Here is a 22,070-nt window from a genome sequence, read left to right on the forward strand (position 1 = left end):
GCTTCCTACTCTTTGGCTTTATTATAAAAATCTTTTGGAGGGACAGGATCGTAACCGCTCCCACCCCATGGATGACAGCTAAAGATCCTTTTAACGGCCAACCAGCCACCTCTAAACAAACCATGAACCTGAAGGGCCTCAACGGCGTATTGAGAACAAGTAGGAGAATACCTGCAACTCGCCGGAGTATAAGGTGAAATGGCAACCTGATAAAAGCGGATCAACAAAAGAAAAGGGTAAATCAAAATCCTTTTTATCATGATCATTTTAAATTAATTTAAGGAATAAGTAGTTCCCTCTTTTCCATCCTTTAACTGAATTCCTAATTTCGTCAGTTCATCCCTTATTTTATCAGAAAGCTCCCAATTACGGTCATCTCTTGCCGTTTTCCTCATCTCGATAAGTAGATTGACAAGTCCATCCAGACGATCGGTATTTTTATCAGATTTTTTAGAGTTTTCCAGCCCAAGAATATCAAAAGTAAACACCTTCATTGTTGAACTAAAAACTTCGAGATCCGATGAGGTAAGGGTTTCTTTTCCTTCGCTGAGAAGATTTATCCATTTTACTCCTTCGAATAAGTGAGCTATCAAAACAGGTGTGTTAAAATCATCATTCATGGCCATATAACATTTTGCCTTCCAGGAAGAAACATCCAGAGAAGAATTGCCCGAAGATTGAACTTCGGCCATCAAACCAATGGACTCCATAAGCCTGTTATATCCCTTTTCCGCCGCCAAAACTGCGTCATTAGAAAAATCCAGTATGCTTCTGTAATGAGCCTGCATCATAAAGAACCGCGCAACACTTGGTTCGAATGCCTTGGAAATATTGGGGTTCTCTCCGGTGAAAATTTCCTCGGGAAGAATATTATTTCCCGTTGACTTTGCCATTTTTTTTCCATTCATCGTAAGCATGTTCCCATGCAACCAGTACTTTACGGGATTCTGATGATTACATGCCTGAGCCTGTGCGATCTCACACTCGTGATGGGGAAATTTAAGATCCATTCCTCCACCATGGATATCAAACTGCTCACCAAGGTACTTTGTACTCATTACCGTACACTCAAGGTGCCAACCCGGAAACCCAACGCCCCAGGGTGAGTTCCAACGCTGAATATGTTCGGGTTCTGCCTTCTTCCAAAGTGCAAAATCCTGCGGATTCTTTTTATCTGACTGTCCATCAAGTGCTCTTGTATTTTCAATCGCATCCTCAATATTTCTTTTTGATAAAATTCCATAGTGCTCTTTTTCATTGTACTTGAGTACGTCAAAGTATACTGAGCCGTTGACCTCATAAGCAAGTCCATTTTCCAAAATGGTTTCAATAGCTTGAATCTGTTCCAATATATGGCCTGTGGCTGTTGGTTCAATGCTGGGTGGGAGGAAATTAAATTTTTGAAGTATCAAATGAAAATCTGTTGTGTATTTTTGAACAATCTCCATGGGCTCCAACTGTTCTAACCTGGCCTTCTTTGAAATTTTATCCTCGTCAGAATCATCCGTGAGGTGTCCTGCGTCGGTAATATTTCTAACATACCTTACCTTGTACCCCAAATGAAGGAAATACCTGTAGATCATGTCAAATGACATAAAGGTTCTAACGTTTCCAAGATGAACATTGCTGTAAACGGTTGGTCCGCAAACATACATCCCCACATAACCTTCTTTTACAGGTTCGAAACGTTCTTTATTATTCGTAAGGGAGTTATAGAGGTACAGGTCCTGCTTCATTTTGATTCTTTTTAAAACTGATTTTAAGTTTCCAAAGATAAGAACAATTACGAGAAGGAAAACCATAAAAAAACATCCGATATTTCTATCGGATGTCATAGCTTTTTCGCTTTAAAAATTTAGACCTTTTGAGTAATGATTTTACAATAATCAACGTCCATTTCAAGTTTTGCATTTTTCGGAACTTTTATTCTCAGGGTTTTCTTGATCTTTACCTTTTGTCTGTCTCTAATGATACGCTGTACCTCTCTTTCTCTCTCTTTGGCTCCTTTTTCTATCATTCTTGCCCTTTCTTCAGTCATGTGCCTTCTCGCTTCTCTTTCAGCTTCTCGATGAGCCTCACGAGCCATTAGCTGTGCCTCCCTTGCCTGCTTCATCGCCTCTTTTTGAATTTCCTTCATTTCAATCTGAATTTTTCGCTGCTCCTCATGCATTTTTCTGTGCTGCTCAACTGTAATAACTTTATTCTTCTTTAACTCCTCCTGAAGCTTCTTCATTTCTTCTTTATGTTCTTCCTGCCACTTCTTAAGATCTTCTGCATCATATTCAAAATCTTGAAAATTAAACGCAATTGAATCACCGGATATTTGAAAACTTTGAATCATGTCCATATCAATTTCCGGAAAACTTTCAAAATCCGGCATAACAAACTCGACCGAATCCATAATATCTGTAATTCTTGCCGTCACCTCCGGAATATCCACGATAACATTTCCCAAATACTTATCACTGTTGATAAAGAAATACTCATTCCCAAAATTACTGGCATTAGATCTGATTGTGATTTTTTCGGCATCCGCCTGTACACTGATATCCCAGCTTTCAAAAATCTTTTTCGCCTCTTCTTCAGGCAGTCCCTGAACACTCATAAGCCCTTCTATCTCTACTTTATTCTTATTCCATTCAATAATCTCTATTTCAGCATATGAGGCCTCAACGGATACCGTGGTATTGCTACCAACCTTGAATTCTTGAACAGGTTTGGTATACTGCTGAGCAAATGTCCCGATTGACAATGCAAAGACAAGAATGAATAATTTAAATTGCATAGTTTTCATTTTCTTTCGTTTTTATTTTTTTTAATTCATTTTTTAACTCGATCATCAATTGTAGTCTCATTTGTAGGTTATCTATCAAGCCGTTTATTAATTCTTCGTCGATTTTGTCTATTTCTAATCGCTCACTTTGCAACTTGTATTCATTTGTTAGGCTGTTCATTTTTCTAAAATACTCTTCCAGGATCAGCTTATTACCTTCCGTAATTTCAAGATTAGCTAACTCGAAATTAATTGCGGTCAAATAGTAATTTTCAATTTTCTTTAATTCCGGAGAAAATTCTTCAAGGCTCACTTTGGCACTTTGTGGTGCCTGAATCTGATTAACAGAAGATTCCTGATTGATACTGGTCATTAAACCAATAGAGAATAAGATAGCCACCGAAGCTGCAATAAGAAGGAACTTGTAAGAAACTTTAGTTTCATTATGAAGCTCTCTTTTTAGTTTCGTTTCGAAAACTGAACGATGATCTTTTGATAATTCCCTTAACATCTTTTCTTCTTTTAGTTTTTGCTTTATATCAACTTTCATAATTTTCATGAATTAATAGTTCTTTCAATTTACTTTTCCCTCTTGATAATTGAGACCTGGAAGAAACCTCTGAAATATTCAGTATCTGAGCTACCTCCTGATGATCATACCCTTCCAAAAGATAAAGTTTAACAACGTTCTTGCATTTCAGGGGCAAGGCTTCTATACATTTATAGATTACAGCCATACTGATTCCGGACTCCACCTCCCATGGATCATCATTAGGAAGGTAAGTAACCTCATCATTGAGTTCCACCGTCTTGATTTTTTGTTTTTTCAGCCAATCCAGACTCTGATTAATTACAATGCGTTTCAACCATGCTCCAAATGAAGCTTCGCCTGTATAGGTATCTATTTTTTTAAAGGCTTTAATAAAGGCCTCCTGCATCACATCCTGAGCAATATCATCATCCTTGATGAAATTATAAGCTGTATTGAACATTGCCTTACAATAAAGATCATATAATTGCATCTGAGACAAACTGTCGTTTTTTCTACAGCCCTCAATTAAATCTGCCTGATTATTCTTATCCATATGGTTACAAATTCTACTCTAAATACGACGAATTAAGACTAGTGTGACAAAATCCGTGATTTTTTTTATAAATGTCTTAAAATTAATCATTTATTTAATCATCTTTGGTCTCGTAAAGAATCAAAAAAAAGGGCCAAAGGCCCTTTAGTACAGTATCTTGAACGTGTCTTACTTTTCCAAAATTTCCAACTCAAACAAAAGGTCAGTATTTGGCGGGATTACATTACCCGCACCCTGATCGCCATAAGCCAAATGCGAAGGGACCAATAATAATACCTTATCTCCATAATTCATCTGTTGAAGGCCTTCCTTAAAACCTGGAATCAATGCAGCATCAGGGCTGTAATCCATAGGCACCGACTTATACATGTTCATCTGATCCTTGCGCCTGTCATATTTACCAAAGGTCTCTGCAGTTTCTTTTACATTTGTATCAAACAAATCACCTGAAACAAAGTAACCAGCATACAAAACATTGACTTTGGACCCAATGGCCGGCTTTTCCCCATTTCCTTCTTTAATTTTAATCACTTTTAAACCGGATGACAGAACCACTGCTGAAGCCTCATTATCCTGTACAAACTGAACCAGGTTCTCTTTTGCCTCCTTTTTTCGTTCTTCGGCCAGCCTCTCCCTTTCCTCAATTTTCTCAAAATAACTGGTGAATTCGGTAGCAGCATCGAATTCCTTTGCTTTTTTACCTACACGTATGATTTCAAGTTTTTGGATAATATCACCCTTGGCAATAGAATCCACTACCTCCTGACCTTGAACAACAAATCCAAACACGGAATGCTTCCCATCCAGCCACGGAGTTTCTTTATGGGTTATGAAAAACTGAGATCCGTTTGAATCCGGACCTGAATTGGCCATTGACAAAATGCCCCCGGAATCATGAGAAAGAACCAGGTTACCGGTATCATCCATTGGAAATTCATCTTCAAACTTATATCCCGGATTTCCCGAACCATTACCTCTGGGATCACCTCCCTGAACCATAAAATCCTCCACAACTCTATGAAATATCAGTCCGTCGTAAAAAGGTTTCCCTTTATACTGATCCTCGACATAAGGATTAGTTCCTTCGGCCAATGAAACAAAGTTCGCAACGGTAATTGGAACCTTGTCATATTCAAGCTTCAACAAAATATCTCCACGATCAGTTTGCAGATCAGCATAGAGACCATCATCAAGATCCGCGTGTTTGGTACTTTTGCATGAGATAATGCTCATCAAAATGATTAAAAGAAAACTATTCATTATTTTCATTCTCACTTAATTTATTGATTTTTAATAATTCAACTGTATATATTAGGGGTTGGTTAGGTTCTATTCGATCATTTCCCAGGTATCCATAGGCCTTATAAGAAGGAAACAAAAAGGTTATTACTTCCCCCTCTTTCATTATTTTAAAACCATCCTGCAAACCCGAGATCAATTCTTCCTTGTCAATAAGGTAACTGCGAGTACCCAATTCCTCCATGGAATATAAAATACTTCCATCCAGATTTTTGATTTCATGTGTATAAAAAACTTCATCTCCTGAACTCGGGAAAATAGTTTCATCTGGATTTTGCTTCTCATAATAATACCAAAATCCATGTTCTGAATTCAAATACTGATTCAGACTGTCTGATTCCATTTTTTGAATTAAAACGGTCTGTTCAGCTTTATTGAGTAATTTGTTTCGTTCGATAGACTCAGACATAAAAGAGCTTGTTTTTCTTACTATGGGCTTTCTTGCCTTTGAATCAGAGCAAGACGTCATTACAATTCCCAGAAAAATAATTAAAAGGTAATTCTTCATTGTGACAGCGTTAATTCATCAGTTAAACCAGGTAGTATATCAACGAATTTATTTACCGTTTCTTTTAAGGATAAAGTGCTTCTTCCTCCGGCGGCATTAATGTGACCACCACCATTAAAATGTTGACGGGCAAATTCATTGACTGAAAAATCTCCCACGGACCTGAAAGAAATCTTTATGATCTTCTGTTTCTTGTCTTCAATGAAAATAGCTGCGAACATTACATTCTTCAAGGATAAAGCGTAATTCACAAAACCCTCGGTATCACCTCTTTGAAATTTGTATCTGTTTAGTTCATTTTGAGACAAGGTAATGTAAGCGGTATGAAAACGCTCCAAAACGACCATATTATTCAAGGCTTTACCCAATAACTGCATCCTATTATACGTGTTCACATCATGAATCCGATTATAAATATCAGAATTATTCGCTCCCCTTTCCAGTAAATTGGCTACCACCCGGTGTGTATCACTCGTGGTTGCCGGAAACCTAAAAGAACCGGTATCCGTTAAAATCCCCGCGTAGAGGCAAGTAGCAATATTTTTCTCAACCAGTTCCTTCTTCCCCATCCGCTGTATGAACTGATATATCATTTCACTGGTTGAACTCATGGCAGGGTCTACAAATGAGAATTGCGCAAAATCATCAGGCTCCTGATGATGATCTATCATTACGAAAACAGGAGAAATCGTCGACATTACAGGCTCCATTATTTCACCCAATCTGTGAAAAGCATTATAATCCAGTGTAAAGACCATTTCCGCTTCTCTGAGAATCTTAGTGCATTTTTCAGGGGCCGACTCAAATATCTCGATATCAGCCTGTCCCGGCATCCACTTAAGAAATCCGGGGCAGTCATTAGGAGACACAATGGTAACCTCATGCCCTAATTGATTTAAAAACCAATAAAGCCCAAGACTCGATCCATAAGCATCTCCATCCGGGTTTCTGTGGGTGGTGATGACAATTTTTTTAGGATCGGAAAGTGCTTGATTTAACTCTTGAAAAGCTACTTCATTCATAGTTGGCGAATATACAATAAAAATAATATTATCCTTAAAATTTAAAGATGTTTAGTCAAGTTTTACGTACTTTGTGAGACTTCAAATTTTCCGTTAGAAAAGTTCAGCAATAATGAGAAATATCCCCTTGATTCTAGTGATTCCGTTGATTATAACTTTTTCCTGCAATAAGGATGAAAAATTTGTCCTTTCCTTTGGTTCATGTAACAATCAGAATTTACCTAACCCTATGTGGAAACCTATACTGGAAAATGATCCTGATGTTTTCATCTGGGGTGGTGATATAATCTATTCTGACACTTATGACATGAATTTGATGAAGCATAATTACAACCGTTTTAAAAATGATTCCTCTTATGCCTATTTCAGAGAGCAAACCGAAATTATGGGAGTCTGGGATGACCATGATTACGGGCTGAATGACGGAGGGGTTCACTATTCTAAAAAGGACAGTGCTCAAAGCTTATTCCTGGATTTTTTTGATGTAGACCTAGAAAATCCTCGTAGGAACCGGCAAGGAATCTATCACTCCAGGGTTTTCAAGACAGGTGGATCTTCAATTAAGATTATTCTCCTGGATACTCGCTTTTTTAGAAGCGATCTGGAAAAGGACCCATCCGGGAAAAAGAGATACATCCCTACCTCGAATACTGAATCCACAATGTTAGGAGAAAAACAATGGGCCTGGCTTCAAAGCGAGCTGGAGAATTCAACATCGCAGTTTAATGTTATTGTGAGCAGCATTCAGTTCCTTTCAAAAGAACACGGGTTTGAGACCTGGGGCAATATGCCTCATGAAGTGAAAAGAATGATAGATCTGATCAAATCCAGTAAGGCACGAGGTGTCATTTTTTTAAGCGGTGACCGTCATATTGCCGAAATTTCAAGTACAGGTATAGAAAATTCTGAGATTGAACTGGCAGACGTTACCTCAAGTGGAATGACGCACAGTTATGAGTCATTCACATCTGAACCCAATGCCTATCGGGTGGGAAAAGTGATCTCAGAAAAGAATTTTGCGGTCTTAAGATTTGATATGAAAAAGAACCAAATTACAGCAGAAATTCGTGGTGAGGAAAATATTTTGTTTGAACAATATGTGGTGAAATATTAAAAAATAAGGGCAGATACTTGTTCAACATGGTAAATAGAGTATTTTTGCACAAAAATTGAAATTATATCAACATGGTAACAAATAGAACATTTACAATGCTGAAGCCGGATTCCTTAGAAAAAGGTAATACAGGGGCGATTTTAGAAAAAATCAACGCTTCAGGTTTTAAGATCGTTGCAATGAAGCAAACCCAAATGAGCAAAAGAGACGCTGAGACTTTTTATGCTATTCACAAAGACAGACCTTTCTTCACTGATTTGGTGGAATATATGACAAGAGGACCAATTGTTGCTGCGATTCTTGAAAAAGAAAACGCGGTTGAGGATTTTAGAACTTTGATCGGGGCAACAAATCCCGAAGATGCTGCTGAAGGAACCATTAGAAAAATGTTTGCCAATTCGATCAGTGAAAATGCTGTTCACGGATCGGACAGTGATGAAAATGCATTCATAGAGGGATCTTTTCACTTTTCCGGCAGAGAGATCTTTTAAAAAAATATTTTTAAAACAAAAAGCGCTTCATTAAAATGAAGCGCTTTTTTTGTTCTTTCCATCTGTTATGATCGACATCAAAGGAGCCTGACCTCTTTTATCTCAATCTGATTCAAGGCTTCATTCATCATAGATACAATTTTGTTCTTACCATAATTAAGTTCTTCCCTTAGAGCAGAAGATTTCAATTTGACCATAAGTAAACCATTTTTTAAGGAAACCGATTCTGTATAATTGGCAACTCCTTGCCCCATCACTTCAAACCACACTTCCTTGACCTGAATCTGATCCATTCCCTTTTTGAGCTTATTCTCCTTAAGCATCTGGGGAATCAAATCTTTAAGCTTGTTGCTTTCTCTGTCTCTTTTACTCATGTCTTTTTTTATAGGCTAAACATTTTATAGGACTGGCCGGTTTGCCGGATCAGATCTTCCGTTCTCTTATCATGGGTGTCTGTAATAAACAGCTGACCAAAACTATCATCATTGACCAAATTAAGCAATTGCCCTACCCTTTGATCGTCAAGTTTATCAAAAATATCGTCCAGCAACAAAATGGGCTTAATATTTGATTTTTTCGAAATTAGGTCGAACTGTGCCAATTTCAGGGCAATCAAAAATGATTTCTGCTGCCCTTGCGAGCCCACCTTTTTAACCGGGTAGTCGTTGATGTGAAATAGCAGGTCGTCTCTGTGAATCCCGGCAGAGGAATACTGAAGAATTCGATCACGTTCAAGTTGTCTTTGAAGCAAAGTTCTAAAATCAGAATCATTCAGTTGAGTTCTGTATGAAAAACTTACCTCCTCCTTTACTGATTCATTCATGGAGGTTGCAATGATATGCTGATATCTCCTGTTAAAAATGGGGGTGAATTCCCGGATAAAGGACTTTCTTTTCTCAAAAATTCTTTCTCCGTACAAACACAACTGCTCGTCATAGATCTCAATATTGTCTTGATCGAATGTAAAGTTGGAAGCAAAATATTTTAGCAGGGAATTTCGCTGACTCAAGGTCTTATTGTAATGAATCAGATCCTGAAAATATTCTTTGTCATTCATGGAAATTATCATATCCATAAACTTTCTTCTGAACTCACTTCCTTCACTGATAAGATTCGTATCCGAAGGTGAGATAATAACCAGGGGTATCAAACCAAAATGATCCGAAAGCTTTTCATATTCCTTTCCGTTTCTTTTGAATACTTTTTTGTTTCCCCTCTTTAAACTGCAATGAATATGTTCTTCTCTCTCCTCCTTCAGATAAACCCCATCCACCACAAAAAAATCCTTGCCGTGTTTTATGTTCTGTGAGGCAACAGCATTAAAATACCCTTTTGTATGAGACAAATAATAAATCGCATCCAGAACATTGGTCTTACCAACTCCGTTATTTCCTACCAGGCAATTAATTCGCTGATCAAATCTGAAGGATCTTTCCTCAAAATTTTTAAAATTAATCAGTGAAATACTCGATAAAAACATAGATAAAAAAATAACAAACCTCAAAACTGAACCAAAGCAGGCAACAAAGATCTGATGTGACCGTTTAAATCAGTTTAAACAACTACATATCAGTAATTTACAAATTTACTATAGTTAGATCCCCGTGCAGTACAAAAAAACAAAAATTAAGTTTAAATTAAGTCAATAATTTGAATAAAAATTTTATTTTTGCGCAATCAATAAAAATACGCATGGCGACTTACAAAAAAAGAGGTAATAAGGTAAAGAAAGGTAATCAGGCAAACATTGAAGATCAGAGCACAACAGCCGAGGTATTTAACACCTTGGATGAAACAGCGTCAAGATCAGAACAATGGGTAGAGAAGAACCAAAAGATAATTTTCACCGGACTGATTGTTGTTGCAGGTATAATTCTTGCCTTTCTGGCCTATAACAAATACATTGTTGAGCCAAAGGAAAAGGAAGCGGCCGATGAACTGGCATTTCCAAAAAAATATTTTGAACAGGCTCAGAACACAAGTGTAGAAGTTGATTCACTGTATAATTTAAGTCTCAACGGAGCAGATGGTAAATACGGCCTTATTGACATCGTTGACAACTATAGTGGTACAAAGGCCGGAAACCTGGCTAAGTACATGAGCGGAATCGCCTTCTTAAAAACGGGTGATTACGAAAGTGCCATCAAGTACCTAAGTGATTTTTCATCCGATGATGAGATGCTTGCTGCTCTTGCAAAAGGAAACATTGGGGATGCTTTTGTTGAAATTGAGCAACCTGAAGATGCATTGCAATATTATGTGGAAGCCGCAAACATTAAAGATAATAACTTCACTTCTCCATTGTATCTTTTCAGAGCAGGTAATACAGCCATGAAACTTGGAAGATTCAGTGAAGCTGAAGGATATTACTCAAGAATTGAAAAGGACTATCCTAAATCAGAAGAAGCTAGGAATATTTCGGTTTATATTCAACGTGCACAAATAGGGCAAAAATAAGACTTCATGGCGACCACGAACCTTTCCTTATATGACACTGACAGCATTCCTGATGCTTCAGGTTTTCGATTTGGTTTGGTCGTTTCAGAATGGAATCCCGAAATTACTCAAAAATTATACGAAGGAGCCGTTGAAACTCTTTTAAGACACGGAGCCAAACCCGGAAACATTATATCTGTCCAGGTTCCCGGGAGCTTTGAATTAATCTGGGGCTGTAAACAACTGCTTGAAAAAAATGATCTTGATGCGGTCATTGCTATTGGAAATGTTATAAGGGGCGAAACCGAGCATTTTACTTTTGTTTGTGAAGGAGTGACACAGGGTATTAAGGACTTGAATATCAAATATAGTGCCCCGACAATTTTCTGTGTTCTAACCGATAATAATAAACAGCAGTCCGTTGACAGATCAGGTGGGAAACACGGGAATAAAGGAGTTGAGTGTGCTGTAGCCGCAATAAAAATGGCTGAACTCAAAAGTAAACAGTAATTACTTGCCAGGATAGCATACCTTTTAACAGAACTTTATTTGACCAACTAATCTTATTTCTTTAATTTTGTTGTAACTGCAAAAGTAAGAATCATGTTTGGTAATGCTTTTAAACCCAGGTCGCACTATGTGTTTGATTACAAACCTCGTTATTATGACGAACGAAAGGAGCGTTTGGAAAAACTAAAGGCGAAATACGAAAACAAAGAGGGTGCATCGGATGATATACCAAAAATTACCCTTACCAAGGAGCAACTAAGATCAAGCTGGTCTCGTCATAAAAAAGCTTCTTCCAACAGAGCGGTAAACCTGCGCCTTGCAATAATTATTGCTATTTTAGTCGGAATCTTAGCATACATCTTTGAATTGCATAAACTTTTTTAATGTCAGATATCATACGATTACTTCCAGATAATGTGGCCAATCAAATAGCTGCAGGAGAAGTGGTGCAGCGGCCTGCATCGGTTGTTAAGGAATTAATGGAAAATGCTGTTGATGCAGGAGCCAAAAACATCAAACTTATTATTAAGGATGCCGGAAAAACACTTATTCAGGTTATTGATGACGGAGCGGGAATGAGTGCCGGGGATGCTCGAATGGCCTTTGAAAGGCATGCCACCTCAAAGATAAAGAAGGCAGAAGATCTGTTTAATCTGAGTACAAACGGTTTTAGAGGTGAGGCTCTGGCTTCAATTGCTGCCATTTCACACGTTCATTTGAAAACCAAAACTTCGGAAGATGAATTAGGGACGGAAATTAAAATAAATGGTGGAGAGATTTTGACTCAGCAACCTGCTAATTGCTCTAAAGGATCTGTTTTTGAAGTTAAGAACCTTTTTTATAATATTCCTGCCAGGAGAAGCTTTCTAAAATCAAATACAATTGAGACCCGGCATATTATTGACGCTTTCCAGAGAATCGCATTTACCTATCCGCATATCTCTTTTTCAATGGTTCACAATGAAAATGAAGTTTTTAAACTTCCTAAAGGTAAAAGTACCCAATGGATAAGTAATTCAAGACAAAGAATTGTGGCGATCATGGGAAAGGCAACCAACGAGAAACTGGTTCCGATAAAGGAAGATACTGATATTCTGAAGATCAAAGGATTTGTTACCAAGCCTTCATTTGCCAAAAAGAAAAAAGGAGAACAATTTTTTTTTGTAAATAACAGGTTCATCAAGAATCCTTATCTGAATCATGCCGTAATGAATGCCTATGATGGCCTGCTTCAGCCCGGTTACCACCCCTCCTATTTTCTTTTTTTAGAAGTTCCAGCAGAAAGTGTTGATGTGAACATACATCCCACCAAAACGGAAGTCAAGTTTGACAATGACAGAGACCTTTATGCGATTATTCGATCAACGATTAAGCACAGCCTGGGTCAATATAATGTTGCTCCGGTATTAGACTTTAACCGTGACGCAGAACTTGATACGCCTTATTCGTTTAAAGATAAAGCATATACAAGTGAACCGAGTATAGAAGTTGACCAGAACTACAATCCATTTAAATCCGAAAATCAGTATCAGGGTATAAAAAGACATGAGAAAAACAGCCATTGGGAGGCTCTATACCTGAGTGATCATCCGGAAAAAGAGTTGATTGAAAACATTACCGTTGATCTCGACAATATTTCGCAGGAATTATTTGATGAATCTGAAGAGTCAACTTCATTCAAGACCTTCCAGGTGCAGTCAAAATACATTGCAAGCTCCATCAAGTCAGGAATGGTACTCATCGATCAAAATGCGGCCCATCAAAGAATTATTTACGAAGAATATCTTGCAAAGATCACCATGGAAGGTTTAGGGCATCAGCAACTGTTGTTTCCTTTAAGTATCTCCATCAGCAAAATAGACATCCCTGTAGTAAAACAAATTCAGCAAGACTTGAAAAGTGCTGGTTTTCATATTTCCAAAATCGAAGATGAAGCTTTGATACTCGATGCAATTCCAACAACCATTTCGGAAAAAGAGGTCATCAATATTTTAGAAACCCTGATAGATAATTTTAAAAATGAAGTTCCCGAATCCAGCTTCAGTCAGATCGATATGATTACAAAAAGCCTTGCAAAAAGTTTGGCCATAAAACCTGGAACCATTCTCAACAACAAAGAGCAGGAAAATATTTTAAATAGTTTGTTTTCCTGTAAAGAACCTAATTATTCTCCTTTTGGCAAAAAAACATTTATTACCTTGTCACTGGATGACCTGGAAGAAAAATTTAATTCTTAATTGATATGGGCAGATTGACGGAAGCCATCAAACATTTAATAATTCTAAATGTTATCTTTTTTGCAGCAAGTTCTATGCTCGGTTTAAACCTGGGTAACTGGCTCGCATTGTATTTTCCAAAAAATGATCATTTTGGAGCATGGCAGATTGTAAGCCATATGTTCATGCATGGTGGTTTTATGCATATTCTATTCAATATGTATGCCTTATGGGCCTTCGGCTCTCCTTTGGAACAAATGTGGGGAAGAAATAAGTTCATATTCTTCTACTTTTCGGCCGGGATCGGTGCCGGGCTTATTTATACCGCAGTAAACTATTTCCAGTTTAACGGAATCTATGAGGATCTGATCTCGATTGGGCTGCAACCGGCAGAGATACAGTCATTATTGGAAACAGGGCGATACAATTCCGGGATTTTGAATCAGATTTCCGAATCCAGGCTTGCTGAAATTTACCAGATATACAATACACCTGCAGTGGGAGCCTCTGGAGCAATTTATGGAGTTCTTGTAGCATTTGGAATGAGCTTTCCAAATGCAAAACTTGCATTGATATTTCTTCCTGTTCCCATATCAGCAAAATATTTCATCCCTGTCCTTATTGGGCTTGATCTGTTTTCTGGGGTTACCGGATTCTCAATATTCGGTGGAGGAATAGCTCATTTTGCACATGTCGGAGGTGCCATTATTGGATTTATTATGATGAAATATTGGCAAAAGAATCAATTTCAAAGATGGAATTAAAAGGAAGAAAAAATGAATTGGTTTAATCATTTATATCACAAGTTTGTTTCCAGAAGCATTGTTGAAAGGATTATTATTCTCAATGTTGTTATTTTCATACTTACCTACCTCTTCAATACACTCTCTTTTTTGTTTCAGATTGACGGTAATTTCATTGTTCATTGGTTCTCGTTGCAACCCGAATTTGATATCTTATTGTTAAGGCCCTGGACCATACTTTCATATGGATTTCTGCACTCAGGCTTTTTTCATATTCTTTTCAACATGCTGGTCTTGTATTATTTTGGAAACCTCTTTCTGGATTTCTTTGACTCGAGACAGTTTTTACTCTATATGATCCTGGGAATTCTATCGGGTGGATTGGTTTATATGCTGTCCTATAACTATTTACCCGGACTTCAAACAAAACAGACCATCTTGCTGGGAGCCTCTGCCGGGGTAATGGCAGTCGTGGTAGGTATATCATCGCATATACCTCATTACTCTTTAAGATTCAGGTTTATCGGTAACATCAAATTGTTGTATATTGCTGTTGGATTGGTCGTATTGGACATCGTACAAATCCCTGCGGGCAACGCCGGAGGGCATTTGGCCCATCTCGGTGGATCGCTGATCGGGTTTTTACTTACAAGTTATATGAACCAGGGACGTGATCTTCTGGATTCTTTGCAGAGCCTATTTATGAAGAGAGAAAAGAAACCTTTAAAGACAGTTTATAAAAGTTCTAAAAAGAAAACCTATAAAAAACCCTTAAGCAAGTCTGAAGAGCAGAAAAAAATTGATGCTATTCTGGATAAGATTAGTAAATCCGGTTATGATACTTTGACAAAAGAAGAAAAAGACTTCTTGTTTCAGGCCGGAAAGAAGTAATTTAAAACGATCCCCTCTTGAAAAACCTGTCGTTTTTAAATAAGATCATGTTCTTTTTGAACAATATTGCGGCATTAGTCTTTTTTGCCTCAGTGCTTATTCCCTATATTCCGCCAAATTCATTTCCTTTATTATCTGTAATCAGCCTTGCCGTTCCTCTTGTACTTTTCACTCATATCCTGTTTATTCTTTATTGGATTCTGGCAGGTTTCAAAAAGCAGTTTTTATTGTCTTCGATCTGTATTCTTTTGGCTGTCGGGCTTTCATTGTTCCCATATAAATTTAAATCGAAGGAGGTCGTAAGCGGTAATAGTTTCGGAATTATGAATTACAATGTCCGATTATTCAACAAGTATAAATGGATCAAAAAAGAAAATGTTGCCGAGCAAATTTCAAAATTTATTGAAGGGCAAACGGCTGATGTCATCTGCTTCCAGGAATTTAGACAAGATAATTCCCTGAACCTGAACTATCCCTATGTCTATGAAAAGCTGAATGGTGGAAGAAAAGGCAGCGGACTCGCCATTTATTCCAAATACCGCATTGTGAATAAAGGAAGTCTGGATTTTGAAAACTCTTTTAACAATGCGATTTTTGTTGATATTCTGCGAAACAATGATACTTTAAGGATCTACAACATTCATCTTGAATCTTTTGGAATAAAACCTGATAGTGTTGATCTTAATCTGAATGAAACCAGGTCGAAAAAACTGATATACCGATTAAAAAAATCTTTTACCAAGCAACAGGAGCAGGTTGAAAAATTCATTGAGCACAGGGTAAATTGCAGCCATAAGGTCATTATCAGTGGAGATTTCAACAATACCTCCTATTCCTGGGCTTATCGTATGCTTAAATCCAATCTAAATGATACTTTTATCGAATCGGGAAAGGGGTTTGGCAGGACTTATTCTTTTAACAGATACCCCCTTCGAATAGACTTTATCCTGACTGATCCCAGTCTAAAGGTGAATCAGCATAAGAATTTTAATCTGAAACTTTCCGATCATGAACCCGTTCTTGCCAAACTGAGTTATTGAACTATTTATTAAGAAATACAGGTAAATAAAAGCAACCGGTAATTTAAGAATGTTTAAAATTTTCCTTCGACGAAAAATTGTATTTTTGTCCACGCCAAAGATTTGATCATGACGACTGATAAGAAAGTAGCTTTTTATACACTGGGATGTAAGTTGAACTTTTCTGAAACCTCAACCATCGCAAGAGATTTTCAAAATGAGGGATTTGAAAGAGTGGATTTTAATGATTACGCGGATATCTATGTGATCAATACCTGTTCAGTTACCGAAAATGCAGATAAACGATTCAAAACCATTGTAAGATCTGCCTTAAAAATGAATGAGGAGGCATTTATTATAGCCATTGGCTGTTATGCTCAGCTAAAACCTGAAGAGCTGGCCAATACAGATGGCGTTGATATGGTCCTGGGCGCAACGGAAAAGTTTAAGGTTCTGGATTATATTCAGGATTTATCCAAAAATGATATTGGTGAGATTCATTCTTGCGAAATTGATGAAGCCGATTTTTATGTAGGTTCCTATTCCATAGGAGACAGAACAAGAGCCTTTTTAAAAGTACAGGATGGTTGTGATTACAAATGCACCTACTGTACAATTCCTTTGGCAAGAGGTATTTCAAGAAGTGACACCCTCGACAATGTCTTGAATAATGCCAGAGAAATTTCAGCCAGGGGTATTAAAGAAATTGTGCTGACCGGGGTGAATATTGGTGATTATGGCAAGGGTGAATTCGGAAACAAAAAGCATGAACATACATTTTTGGAACTCATTCAGGAACTTGATACGGTAGAAGGGATACACAGGGTCAGGATATCTTCCATTGAGCCCAATTTGTTAAAAAATGAAACCATCGATTTTGTATCGAGATCCAGATCCTTTGTTCCTCATTTCCACATTCCGCTTCAAAGTGGCAGTGATGAATTGCTTAAAACCATGAAAAGGAGATACCAGACTGATCTGTACATCGATCGTGTCAAAAAAATCAAGTCAGTAATGCCTGATGCCTGTATCGGGGTTGATGTCATTGTTGGTTTTCCGGGAGAAACAGACGAGTTATTTTTAAAAACCTATAATTTATTGTCAGATTTAGATATTTCATACCTTCATGTTTTTACCTATTCTGAAAGGCCTAATACCGAAGCGGCAGATATGGAAGCAGTAGTTCCTCAGAATATCAGAAACAAAAGGAGCAAAATGTTGAGAGGATTATCTGCCAAAAAAAGAAGGGCCTTTTATGAATCTCAAATCGGAAATGAGCTCAAAGTATTGTTTGAGGATGAAAATAAAAAAGGATACATCCATGGTTTTACTCAAAACTACGTTAAGGTAAAAGCCCCTTGGGATCCGGCACTGGCAAATACCGTTCATACTGTTAAACTCACACAAATTGACGAAGACGGACTCGTAAGGTTTATTAAAAATGAGCAAGCCTTAATGGCTTAAATTGTCAATGGCAGACAAAAAACATATTTATCTTATGCCGGGTCTGGCCGCCAGCCCCAGGATCTTCGAATATATTGAAATTGATCCGCTGAAAACAGAACTTCATTATCTTGAATGGATTCCTCCGGCACATGAAAAAGAGCCTGTTGAACAATACGCTCAGAAGTATGTTGAACTGATTCAACACTCCGATCCGATATTGATTGGGGTTTCTTTTGGGGGTATTCTTGTTCAGGAAATCAGCAGGATGATAAAGGTGGAAAAAGTAATTATAATCTCAAGTATTAAAGGCAAACAGGAAATGCCTAAGCGACTTCGTTTTTTAAAGTCATTGAGGGTTTATAAACTTTTCCCAGTCAGGCGCTTGTCAAAAATTGATGATTTCACAAGGTTCAGTTATCATCCTCATCTCAAAAAAAAAGGAGAATTATATAACAAATATCTGGGGGTAAGAAACGAAAAATATTTAAATTGGTCCCTGCGGGCGGTTCTGCATTGGGAAAATAAATCCTCCGTTTCTGACCTCATACATATTCACGGTACAAGGGACGAAATCTTTCCAATTAAGTATATTGAAAATTGTATACCTGTTGAGGGTGGAACACACGCAATGATACTCATAAAGGCAAAAAAAATTAATCAAATAATAAACAGACTCCTGCAAAATGATTATTGAACAGACCAACATTCCGGATTTATTACTTATAACTCCCAATGTTTATGCCGATGAAAGAGGATATTTTATGGAATCCTACAATCAAAAAAAAACGGAAGTCCTGATCAAGGAAAAGTTTGTGCAGGACAATGAATCGGTTTCGAAAAAGAATGTTCTAAGAGGCCTGCATCTCCAGTTACCGCCATTCGCACAGGCAAAACTTGTACGGGTCATAAGAGGAAGTATTCTGGATGTTGCCGTTGATCTCAGAAAAGAGTCCAGAACCTATGGACAACATTTTAAACATGTCCTTAGCGGAGAAAACAAAAAACAACTATTTGTTCCGGCTGGATTTGCCCATGGATTTTTAAGTCTGGAAGACGATACAATTCTCAACTACAAATGCTCAGACTATTATAATGCCAAAAGTGAGGTTTCCTTATTATGGAATGACCCTGATTTTGAGATTGAATGGGGAATTACGGATCCAATTTTAACGGAAAAAGATCGTTTAGCCGAAAAATTTGCTACATTTGAAAATCCCTTCTAATTTTTTAAACACAAATTCATAGCCATGAACAGGTCATATCGATTCATCGTAATAACAAGTATTATCATATTAGCCGCTTTTTTTATAAATGCCGAAAATTCTGATGTTGAGAAATCGAAATCAGCATCTTCGGTTGGAGACACTTCTGAGAACGTAGACAGCAATTATAGAATTAAGGCCCTCAAAATTCCAGACAACTTGAGTTTTGCCGGTGAAAAAGTAGAACTGGACAAAACAGATATAAGAGAAAGAATTGACAGGGAGTTGCTTGTAAATACCTATTGGCAGTCAAATGCCTTATTGTGGTTCAAAAGAACACATAAATACTTTCCTGTTATAGAGCCAATTTTGAAAGAAAAGGGAGTTCCTGATGACTTTAAATATTTATCTGTCATAGAAAGTGACCTCCGTAATGTTACCTCACCTGCAGGGGCTAAAGGGATGTGGCAAATGCTGAAAGATGCCGGAAGGGAAAATGGTTTGGAGATCAACAGTAATGTCGATGAAAGATATCATCTCGAAAAAGCGACTAGAGCAGCTTGTGATTATCTGATTGCTGCCAAGGAAAGGCTGGGAAGCTGGACCCTTGCTGCAGCCGCATACCACGCTGGAAATTACGGCATAGAAAAAAGGCTTGAACAGCAAATGGTTGACAGTTATTACGACGTACTTGCCGGTGAAAATACTGAGCGTTATATCCCCAGAATTGTTGCTGCGAAAGAAATTTTGAGCCACCCTGAAAAATATGGGTTCGAATTCGACAAAGAAGACTTATACCAGATGGGGCCAACCTATACGGTTCAAGTTGATACAGCGATTACCAACATAGCCCATTTTGCCCAAAAATTTGGAACGAATTATAAGGAGCTTAAAATGTATAACCCTTGGTTGAGAGAGAATAAACTGAACAATAAAACACGGAGATTGTACGAGATCAAAATTCCGAAATAGGAATAGGGAATTTACAATATGCAATGGTTTTGGTCCTTTGCAGAATTTATCAGGGAAAATTTCCAATTTAAAAGATTTACTAAAAACGAATTTTTTTTAGCCCTTCCTGGGCCTCTGTAAATTCATCGAGAATTTCCTGAATGATCATAGCTGCGGGCTTAATGTCATGAATGAGTCCTGCTATCTGACCAATTTCAAGTTCCCCTTCTTCGAGATCGCCTTCGAACATTCCTTTCTTGGCTCTTCCCCGCCCCAGCAGAGCACTCAACTCATCTGCGGATGCGTTGCTCTGATATAGTTCCATTACGCGGTTATAAAACTCGTTTTTTATCAATCTTACAGGGGTCAGTTCCTTCAGGGTCAAATGCGTACCTCCGTCCTTTGTTTTTACTACTTCGTTCTTAAAATTAATATGGGCTGATGATTCGGTACTGGCAACGAAACGGCTACCAATCTGTACTCCATCGGCACCTAAAGCCATGGCCGCCAACATCCCTCGCCCGGAAGCAATTCCCCCCGCTGCAATCAAAGGGGTCTCGATGCTTTCATTAACCATAGGAATCAAAGTAAAGGTAGTGGTTTCCTCCCTCCCATTGTGACCTCCGGCCTCAAATCCTTCTGCTACCACAGCATCAACCCCGGCCTCAACCGATTTCTTTGCGAATTTGACACTACTTACCACATGAGCCACTTTAATCCCGTGATCCTGAAAATATTTGGTATACAACTTTGGATTTCCAGCAGAAGTAAACACAATCCTGACTCCTTCCTCAATGATGATCTGAATGATTTCCTCCAGATCCGGATAAAACAGGGGAATATTAACTCCGAACGGTTTATCTGTTGCCAATTTGCACCTTCTGATATGTGTTCTCAGTACATCCGGGTACATTGATCCTGCCCCTATCAGCCCGAGACCTCCTTTGTTACTCACTGCCGATGCCAGCTTATACCCGCTCACCCATACCATTCCTGCCTGAATGATGGGAAAGTCGATATCAAAAAGTGAACATATTTTATTCTCTGAAGGTTCCATAATTCCATTTTTAGAATTAAGGATAAAAATAAAACTTTAATCAGAAATGTTAACGGTAATTTATTGAAATCAGCTAATAACTCCTGAACCTAAAAGTTCGTCATCATGGTACCATGCAACAAACTGGCCTTCTGAAATCGCAGACTGAGGATTCTTAAAAGATACGTACATACCATCTTCAGCTTTGAATAAGGTGGCTTGCTCAAGGGATTGCCTGTATCGAATTCGAGCCATAACCTCCATTTCTTCACCTGCCTTCATCCTAAGATCTTTTCTGATCCAGTGAATTTCATTCTCGCTGACAAATAAGGCACTTCGATAAAGACCTTTATGGTTTTTCCCTTCTCCCGTATAGATAATATTCTCTTCAACATCAGTGTCAATTACAAACAAAGGTTCTACGGTACCTCCTACTGCCAGACCTTTTCGCTGACCTTTTGTAAAATAATGAGCGCCCTGATGCCCTCCAACCTTTTTCCCATCCTGCCGGGAATAAACATATTTGGTGCTTCTGAATTTCAAAACCTCCTCCGCTCCGAGTCCTTGAGGTTCATGTACGTTATAGATATCAGAATCATTTGGAATTTGAATAATGTCACCCTCTTTTGGTTTTAACTGCTGTTGTAAAAATTCAGGCAATCTTACTTTTCCTATAAAGCAGAGCCCTTGAGAATCCTTTTTCTCGGCTGTCACAAGGTCTAATTTTGAAGCTATTTCACGCACCTCTGACTTATTCAGTTCACCTATTGGAAACAACGCTTTTGCTAATTGATCCTGAGAGAGCTGACATAAAAAATAAGATTGGTCCTTATTATTGTCTTTACCCGCCAATAGGCTATAGATTCTTTTTCCATCAATGTCCTGTTCATCCTTTCTGCAATAATGTCCGGTTGCTACAAAATCTGCATTGAGTCCCATGGCAATATCCATGAACACATCAAATTTTATTTCTCTGTTGCAGAGCACATCAGGATTTGGTGTCCGTCCCATTTCGTATTCACGGAACATATAATCAACAATCCTTTCTTTGTACTGTTCGCTCAGATCAACTACCTGAAACGGTATACCGAGTTTTTCCGCAACGAGCATGGCATCGTTACTATCTTCAAGCCATGGACATTCCTTGGAAATGGTCACACTGTCATCATGCCAGTTTTTCATGAACAGGCCAATAACCTCATAACCCTGTTCTTTAAGAAGATAGGCAGCTACACTTGAGTCTACACCTCCGGACAATCCTACAATTACTCTTTTCATGCTTACTAAAATTGCGTCGGCAAAGATACAAAAATCCACAGCTATTTTCT

The 22,070-nt window shown here is 38.0% G+C and carries 25 protein-coding genes; 13 read left to right on the forward strand and 12 right to left on the reverse strand.

What is annotated here, in order from left to right:
* Positions 1-5 precede the first annotated feature (5 nt).
* The 8 genes from yidD to LCM02_RS06430 form a co-directional block, all read right to left on the reverse strand.
* Positions 6-260, reverse strand: a complete 255-nt coding sequence (gene yidD / locus LCM02_RS06395) for a membrane protein insertion efficiency factor YidD (RefSeq protein WP_224927790.1) — start codon at positions 258-260, stop codon at positions 6-8.
* Between the two features lie 12 nt (positions 261-272).
* Entirely contained in the window at positions 273-1,736 is a 1,464-nt protein-coding gene (gene cysS / locus LCM02_RS06400) for a cysteine--tRNA ligase (RefSeq protein ID WP_224927492.1), read from the reverse strand.
* A gap of 119 nt (positions 1,737-1,855) precedes the next feature.
* The gene (locus LCM02_RS06405; protein WP_224927493.1) at positions 1,856-2,794 is read right to left on the reverse strand and encodes a hypothetical protein; all 939 of its coding nucleotides are present in this window, start codon (positions 2,792-2,794) and stop codon (positions 1,856-1,858) included.
* Positions 2,775-3,323 carry a hypothetical protein gene (locus LCM02_RS06410; RefSeq protein WP_224927494.1) on the reverse strand — a complete coding sequence of 183 codons (549 nt, stop codon included), beginning with the start codon at positions 3,321-3,323 and terminating at the stop codon, positions 2,775-2,777. The genes LCM02_RS06405 and LCM02_RS06410 overlap by 20 nt, the downstream gene beginning before the upstream one ends.
* Positions 3,313-3,858: an RNA polymerase sigma factor gene (locus tag LCM02_RS06415; RefSeq protein WP_224927495.1), complete on the reverse strand. Its 546-nt coding sequence runs from the start codon at positions 3,856-3,858 to the stop codon at positions 3,313-3,315. The genes LCM02_RS06410 and LCM02_RS06415 overlap by 11 nt, the downstream gene beginning before the upstream one ends.
* Positions 3,859-4,026: 168 nt before the next feature.
* Entirely contained in the window at positions 4,027-5,127 is a 1,101-nt protein-coding gene (locus LCM02_RS06420) for a peptidylprolyl isomerase (protein ID WP_224927496.1), read from the reverse strand.
* Positions 5,111-5,665: a gliding motility-associated peptidyl-prolyl isomerase GldI gene (gene gldI / locus LCM02_RS06425; protein ID WP_224927497.1), complete on the reverse strand. Its 555-nt coding sequence runs from the start codon at positions 5,663-5,665 to the stop codon at positions 5,111-5,113. The genes LCM02_RS06420 and gldI overlap by 17 nt, the downstream gene beginning before the upstream one ends.
* Complete coding sequence (locus tag LCM02_RS06430) at positions 5,662-6,687, reverse strand: DHH family phosphoesterase (RefSeq protein WP_224927498.1); 1,026 nt, start codon at positions 6,685-6,687, stop codon at positions 5,662-5,664. Before LCM02_RS06430 ends, gldI begins: the two co-directional genes overlap by 4 nt.
* 112 nt (positions 6,688-6,799) lie before the next feature.
* On the opposite strand from LCM02_RS06430, the gene LCM02_RS06435 reads away from it, so the two are divergent.
* Both LCM02_RS06435 and LCM02_RS06440 read left to right on the forward strand, forming a co-directional pair.
* A complete protein-coding gene (locus tag LCM02_RS06435; protein ID WP_224927499.1) occupies positions 6,800-7,801 on the forward strand; it encodes an alkaline phosphatase D family protein in 1,002 nt (333 codons plus the stop codon).
* Between the two features lie 71 nt (positions 7,802-7,872).
* Positions 7,873-8,292 carry a nucleoside-diphosphate kinase gene (locus LCM02_RS06440; protein WP_224927500.1) on the forward strand — a complete coding sequence of 140 codons (420 nt, stop codon included), beginning with the start codon at positions 7,873-7,875 and terminating at the stop codon, positions 8,290-8,292.
* A gap of 77 nt (positions 8,293-8,369) precedes the next feature.
* Here the strand turns inward: LCM02_RS06440 and LCM02_RS06445 are convergent, their stop codons facing one another.
* Both LCM02_RS06445 and recF read right to left on the reverse strand, forming a co-directional pair.
* Positions 8,370-8,666, reverse strand: a complete 297-nt coding sequence (locus tag LCM02_RS06445) for a DUF721 domain-containing protein (protein ID WP_224927501.1) — start codon at positions 8,664-8,666, stop codon at positions 8,370-8,372.
* An 8-nt stretch (positions 8,667-8,674) separates the two neighbouring features.
* Complete coding sequence (gene recF / locus LCM02_RS06450; RefSeq protein WP_224927502.1) at positions 8,675-9,772, reverse strand: DNA replication/repair protein RecF; 1,098 nt, start codon at positions 9,770-9,772, stop codon at positions 8,675-8,677.
* Positions 9,773-9,984: 212 nt separating this feature from the next.
* Between recF and LCM02_RS06455 the strand changes: the two genes are divergently transcribed.
* The 11 genes from LCM02_RS06455 (at position 9,985) to LCM02_RS06505 (ending at position 19,727) form a co-directional block, all read left to right on the forward strand.
* On the forward strand, positions 9,985-10,749 hold the full coding sequence (locus tag LCM02_RS06455; RefSeq protein WP_224927503.1) for a tetratricopeptide repeat protein: 765 nt from the start codon (positions 9,985-9,987) through the stop codon (positions 10,747-10,749).
* Between the two features lie 6 nt (positions 10,750-10,755).
* Positions 10,756-11,238: a 6,7-dimethyl-8-ribityllumazine synthase gene (ribH, locus tag LCM02_RS06460; protein WP_224927504.1), complete on the forward strand. Its 483-nt coding sequence runs from the start codon at positions 10,756-10,758 to the stop codon at positions 11,236-11,238.
* A 93-nt stretch (positions 11,239-11,331) separates the two neighbouring features.
* Positions 11,332-11,622, forward strand: a complete 291-nt coding sequence (locus LCM02_RS06465) for a hypothetical protein (RefSeq protein ID WP_224927505.1) — start codon at positions 11,332-11,334, stop codon at positions 11,620-11,622.
* A complete protein-coding gene (gene mutL, locus LCM02_RS06470; RefSeq protein ID WP_224927506.1) occupies positions 11,622-13,475 on the forward strand; it encodes a DNA mismatch repair endonuclease MutL in 1,854 nt (617 codons plus the stop codon). The genes LCM02_RS06465 and mutL overlap by 1 nt, the downstream gene beginning before the upstream one ends.
* 5 nt (positions 13,476-13,480) lie before the next feature.
* Entirely contained in the window at positions 13,481-14,218 is a 738-nt protein-coding gene (locus LCM02_RS06475) for a rhomboid family intramembrane serine protease (protein ID WP_224927507.1), read from the forward strand.
* Between the two features lie 12 nt (positions 14,219-14,230).
* Positions 14,231-15,088 (forward strand): rhomboid family intramembrane serine protease, encoded by an 858-nt coding sequence (locus tag LCM02_RS06480; protein WP_224927508.1) that lies wholly within the window; start codon positions 14,231-14,233, stop codon positions 15,086-15,088.
* A gap of 17 nt (positions 15,089-15,105) precedes the next feature.
* Entirely contained in the window at positions 15,106-16,128 is a 1,023-nt protein-coding gene (locus LCM02_RS06485) for an endonuclease/exonuclease/phosphatase family protein (RefSeq protein ID WP_224927509.1), read from the forward strand.
* Between the two features lie 108 nt (positions 16,129-16,236).
* The gene (mtaB, locus tag LCM02_RS06490) at positions 16,237-17,571 is read left to right on the forward strand and encodes a tRNA (N(6)-L-threonylcarbamoyladenosine(37)-C(2))-methylthiotransferase MtaB (protein ID WP_224927510.1); all 1,335 of its coding nucleotides are present in this window, start codon (positions 16,237-16,239) and stop codon (positions 17,569-17,571) included.
* A gap of 7 nt (positions 17,572-17,578) precedes the next feature.
* Entirely contained in the window at positions 17,579-18,247 is a 669-nt protein-coding gene (locus LCM02_RS06495) for an alpha/beta hydrolase (RefSeq protein ID WP_224927511.1), read from the forward strand.
* Positions 18,237-18,776 carry a dTDP-4-dehydrorhamnose 3,5-epimerase gene (gene rfbC / locus LCM02_RS06500; protein ID WP_224927512.1) on the forward strand — a complete coding sequence of 180 codons (540 nt, stop codon included), beginning with the start codon at positions 18,237-18,239 and terminating at the stop codon, positions 18,774-18,776. The genes LCM02_RS06495 and rfbC overlap by 11 nt, the downstream gene beginning before the upstream one ends.
* Positions 18,777-18,800: 24 nt before the next feature.
* Positions 18,801-19,727 carry a lytic transglycosylase domain-containing protein gene (locus LCM02_RS06505; protein ID WP_224927513.1) on the forward strand — a complete coding sequence of 309 codons (927 nt, stop codon included), beginning with the start codon at positions 18,801-18,803 and terminating at the stop codon, positions 19,725-19,727.
* Positions 19,728-19,806: 79 nt separating this feature from the next.
* Here the strand turns inward: LCM02_RS06505 and LCM02_RS06510 are convergent, their stop codons facing one another.
* Entirely contained in the window at positions 19,807-20,763 is a 957-nt protein-coding gene (locus tag LCM02_RS06510) for an NAD(P)H-dependent flavin oxidoreductase (protein WP_224927514.1), read from the reverse strand.
* Positions 20,764-20,832: 69 nt separating this feature from the next.
* Complete coding sequence (mnmA, locus tag LCM02_RS06515; protein WP_224927515.1) at positions 20,833-22,020, reverse strand: tRNA 2-thiouridine(34) synthase MnmA; 1,188 nt, start codon at positions 22,018-22,020, stop codon at positions 20,833-20,835.
* Between the last annotated feature and the right edge of the window lie 50 nt (positions 22,021-22,070).

The organism is Lutimonas saemankumensis (assembly GCF_020171465.1).
Taxonomy (GTDB): domain Bacteria; phylum Bacteroidota; class Bacteroidia; order Flavobacteriales; family Flavobacteriaceae; genus Lutimonas; species Lutimonas saemankumensis.

Excerpts from the sequence above, each read along its gene's own strand:
- yidD (WP_224927790.1), bottom strand. The coding sequence starts at position 260 with ATGATAAAAAGGATTTTGATTTACCCTTTTCTTTTGTTGATCCGCTTT.
- cysS (WP_224927492.1), bottom strand. The coding sequence starts at position 1,736 with ATGAAGCAGGACCTGTACCTCTATAACTCCCTTACGAATAATAAAGAA.
- LCM02_RS06405 (WP_224927493.1), bottom strand. The coding sequence starts at position 2,794 with ATGAAAACTATGCAATTTAAATTATTCATTCTTGTCTTTGCATTGTCA.
- LCM02_RS06410 (WP_224927494.1), bottom strand. The coding sequence starts at position 3,323 with ATGAAAGTTGATATAAAGCAAAAACTAAAAGAAGAAAAGATGTTAAGG.
- LCM02_RS06415 (WP_224927495.1), bottom strand. The coding sequence starts at position 3,858 with ATGGATAAGAATAATCAGGCAGATTTAATTGAGGGCTGTAGAAAAAAC.
- LCM02_RS06420 (WP_224927496.1), bottom strand. The coding sequence starts at position 5,127 with ATGAAAATAATGAATAGTTTTCTTTTAATCATTTTGATGAGCATTATC.
- gldI (WP_224927497.1), bottom strand. The coding sequence starts at position 5,665 with ATGAAGAATTACCTTTTAATTATTTTTCTGGGAATTGTAATGACGTCT.
- LCM02_RS06430 (WP_224927498.1), bottom strand. The coding sequence starts at position 6,687 with ATGAATGAAGTAGCTTTTCAAGAGTTAAATCAAGCACTTTCCGATCCT.
- LCM02_RS06435 (WP_224927499.1), top strand. The coding sequence starts at position 6,800 with ATGAGAAATATCCCCTTGATTCTAGTGATTCCGTTGATTATAACTTTT.
- LCM02_RS06440 (WP_224927500.1), top strand. The coding sequence starts at position 7,873 with ATGGTAACAAATAGAACATTTACAATGCTGAAGCCGGATTCCTTAGAA.
- LCM02_RS06445 (WP_224927501.1), bottom strand. The coding sequence starts at position 8,666 with ATGAGTAAAAGAGACAGAGAAAGCAACAAGCTTAAAGATTTGATTCCC.
- recF (WP_224927502.1), bottom strand. The coding sequence starts at position 9,772 with ATGTTTTTATCGAGTATTTCACTGATTAATTTTAAAAATTTTGAGGAA.
- LCM02_RS06455 (WP_224927503.1), top strand. The coding sequence starts at position 9,985 with ATGGCGACTTACAAAAAAAGAGGTAATAAGGTAAAGAAAGGTAATCAG.
- ribH (WP_224927504.1), top strand. The coding sequence starts at position 10,756 with ATGGCGACCACGAACCTTTCCTTATATGACACTGACAGCATTCCTGAT.
- LCM02_RS06465 (WP_224927505.1), top strand. The coding sequence starts at position 11,332 with ATGTTTGGTAATGCTTTTAAACCCAGGTCGCACTATGTGTTTGATTAC.
- mutL (WP_224927506.1), top strand. The coding sequence starts at position 11,622 with ATGTCAGATATCATACGATTACTTCCAGATAATGTGGCCAATCAAATA.
- LCM02_RS06475 (WP_224927507.1), top strand. The coding sequence starts at position 13,481 with ATGGGCAGATTGACGGAAGCCATCAAACATTTAATAATTCTAAATGTT.
- LCM02_RS06480 (WP_224927508.1), top strand. The coding sequence starts at position 14,231 with ATGAATTGGTTTAATCATTTATATCACAAGTTTGTTTCCAGAAGCATT.
- mtaB (WP_224927510.1), top strand. The coding sequence starts at position 16,237 with ATGACGACTGATAAGAAAGTAGCTTTTTATACACTGGGATGTAAGTTG.
- LCM02_RS06495 (WP_224927511.1), top strand. The coding sequence starts at position 17,579 with ATGGCAGACAAAAAACATATTTATCTTATGCCGGGTCTGGCCGCCAGC.
- rfbC (WP_224927512.1), top strand. The coding sequence starts at position 18,237 with ATGATTATTGAACAGACCAACATTCCGGATTTATTACTTATAACTCCC.
- LCM02_RS06505 (WP_224927513.1), top strand. The coding sequence starts at position 18,801 with ATGAACAGGTCATATCGATTCATCGTAATAACAAGTATTATCATATTA.
- LCM02_RS06510 (WP_224927514.1), bottom strand. The coding sequence starts at position 20,763 with ATGGAACCTTCAGAGAATAAAATATGTTCACTTTTTGATATCGACTTT.
- mnmA (WP_224927515.1), bottom strand. The coding sequence starts at position 22,020 with ATGAAAAGAGTAATTGTAGGATTGTCCGGAGGTGTAGACTCAAGTGTA.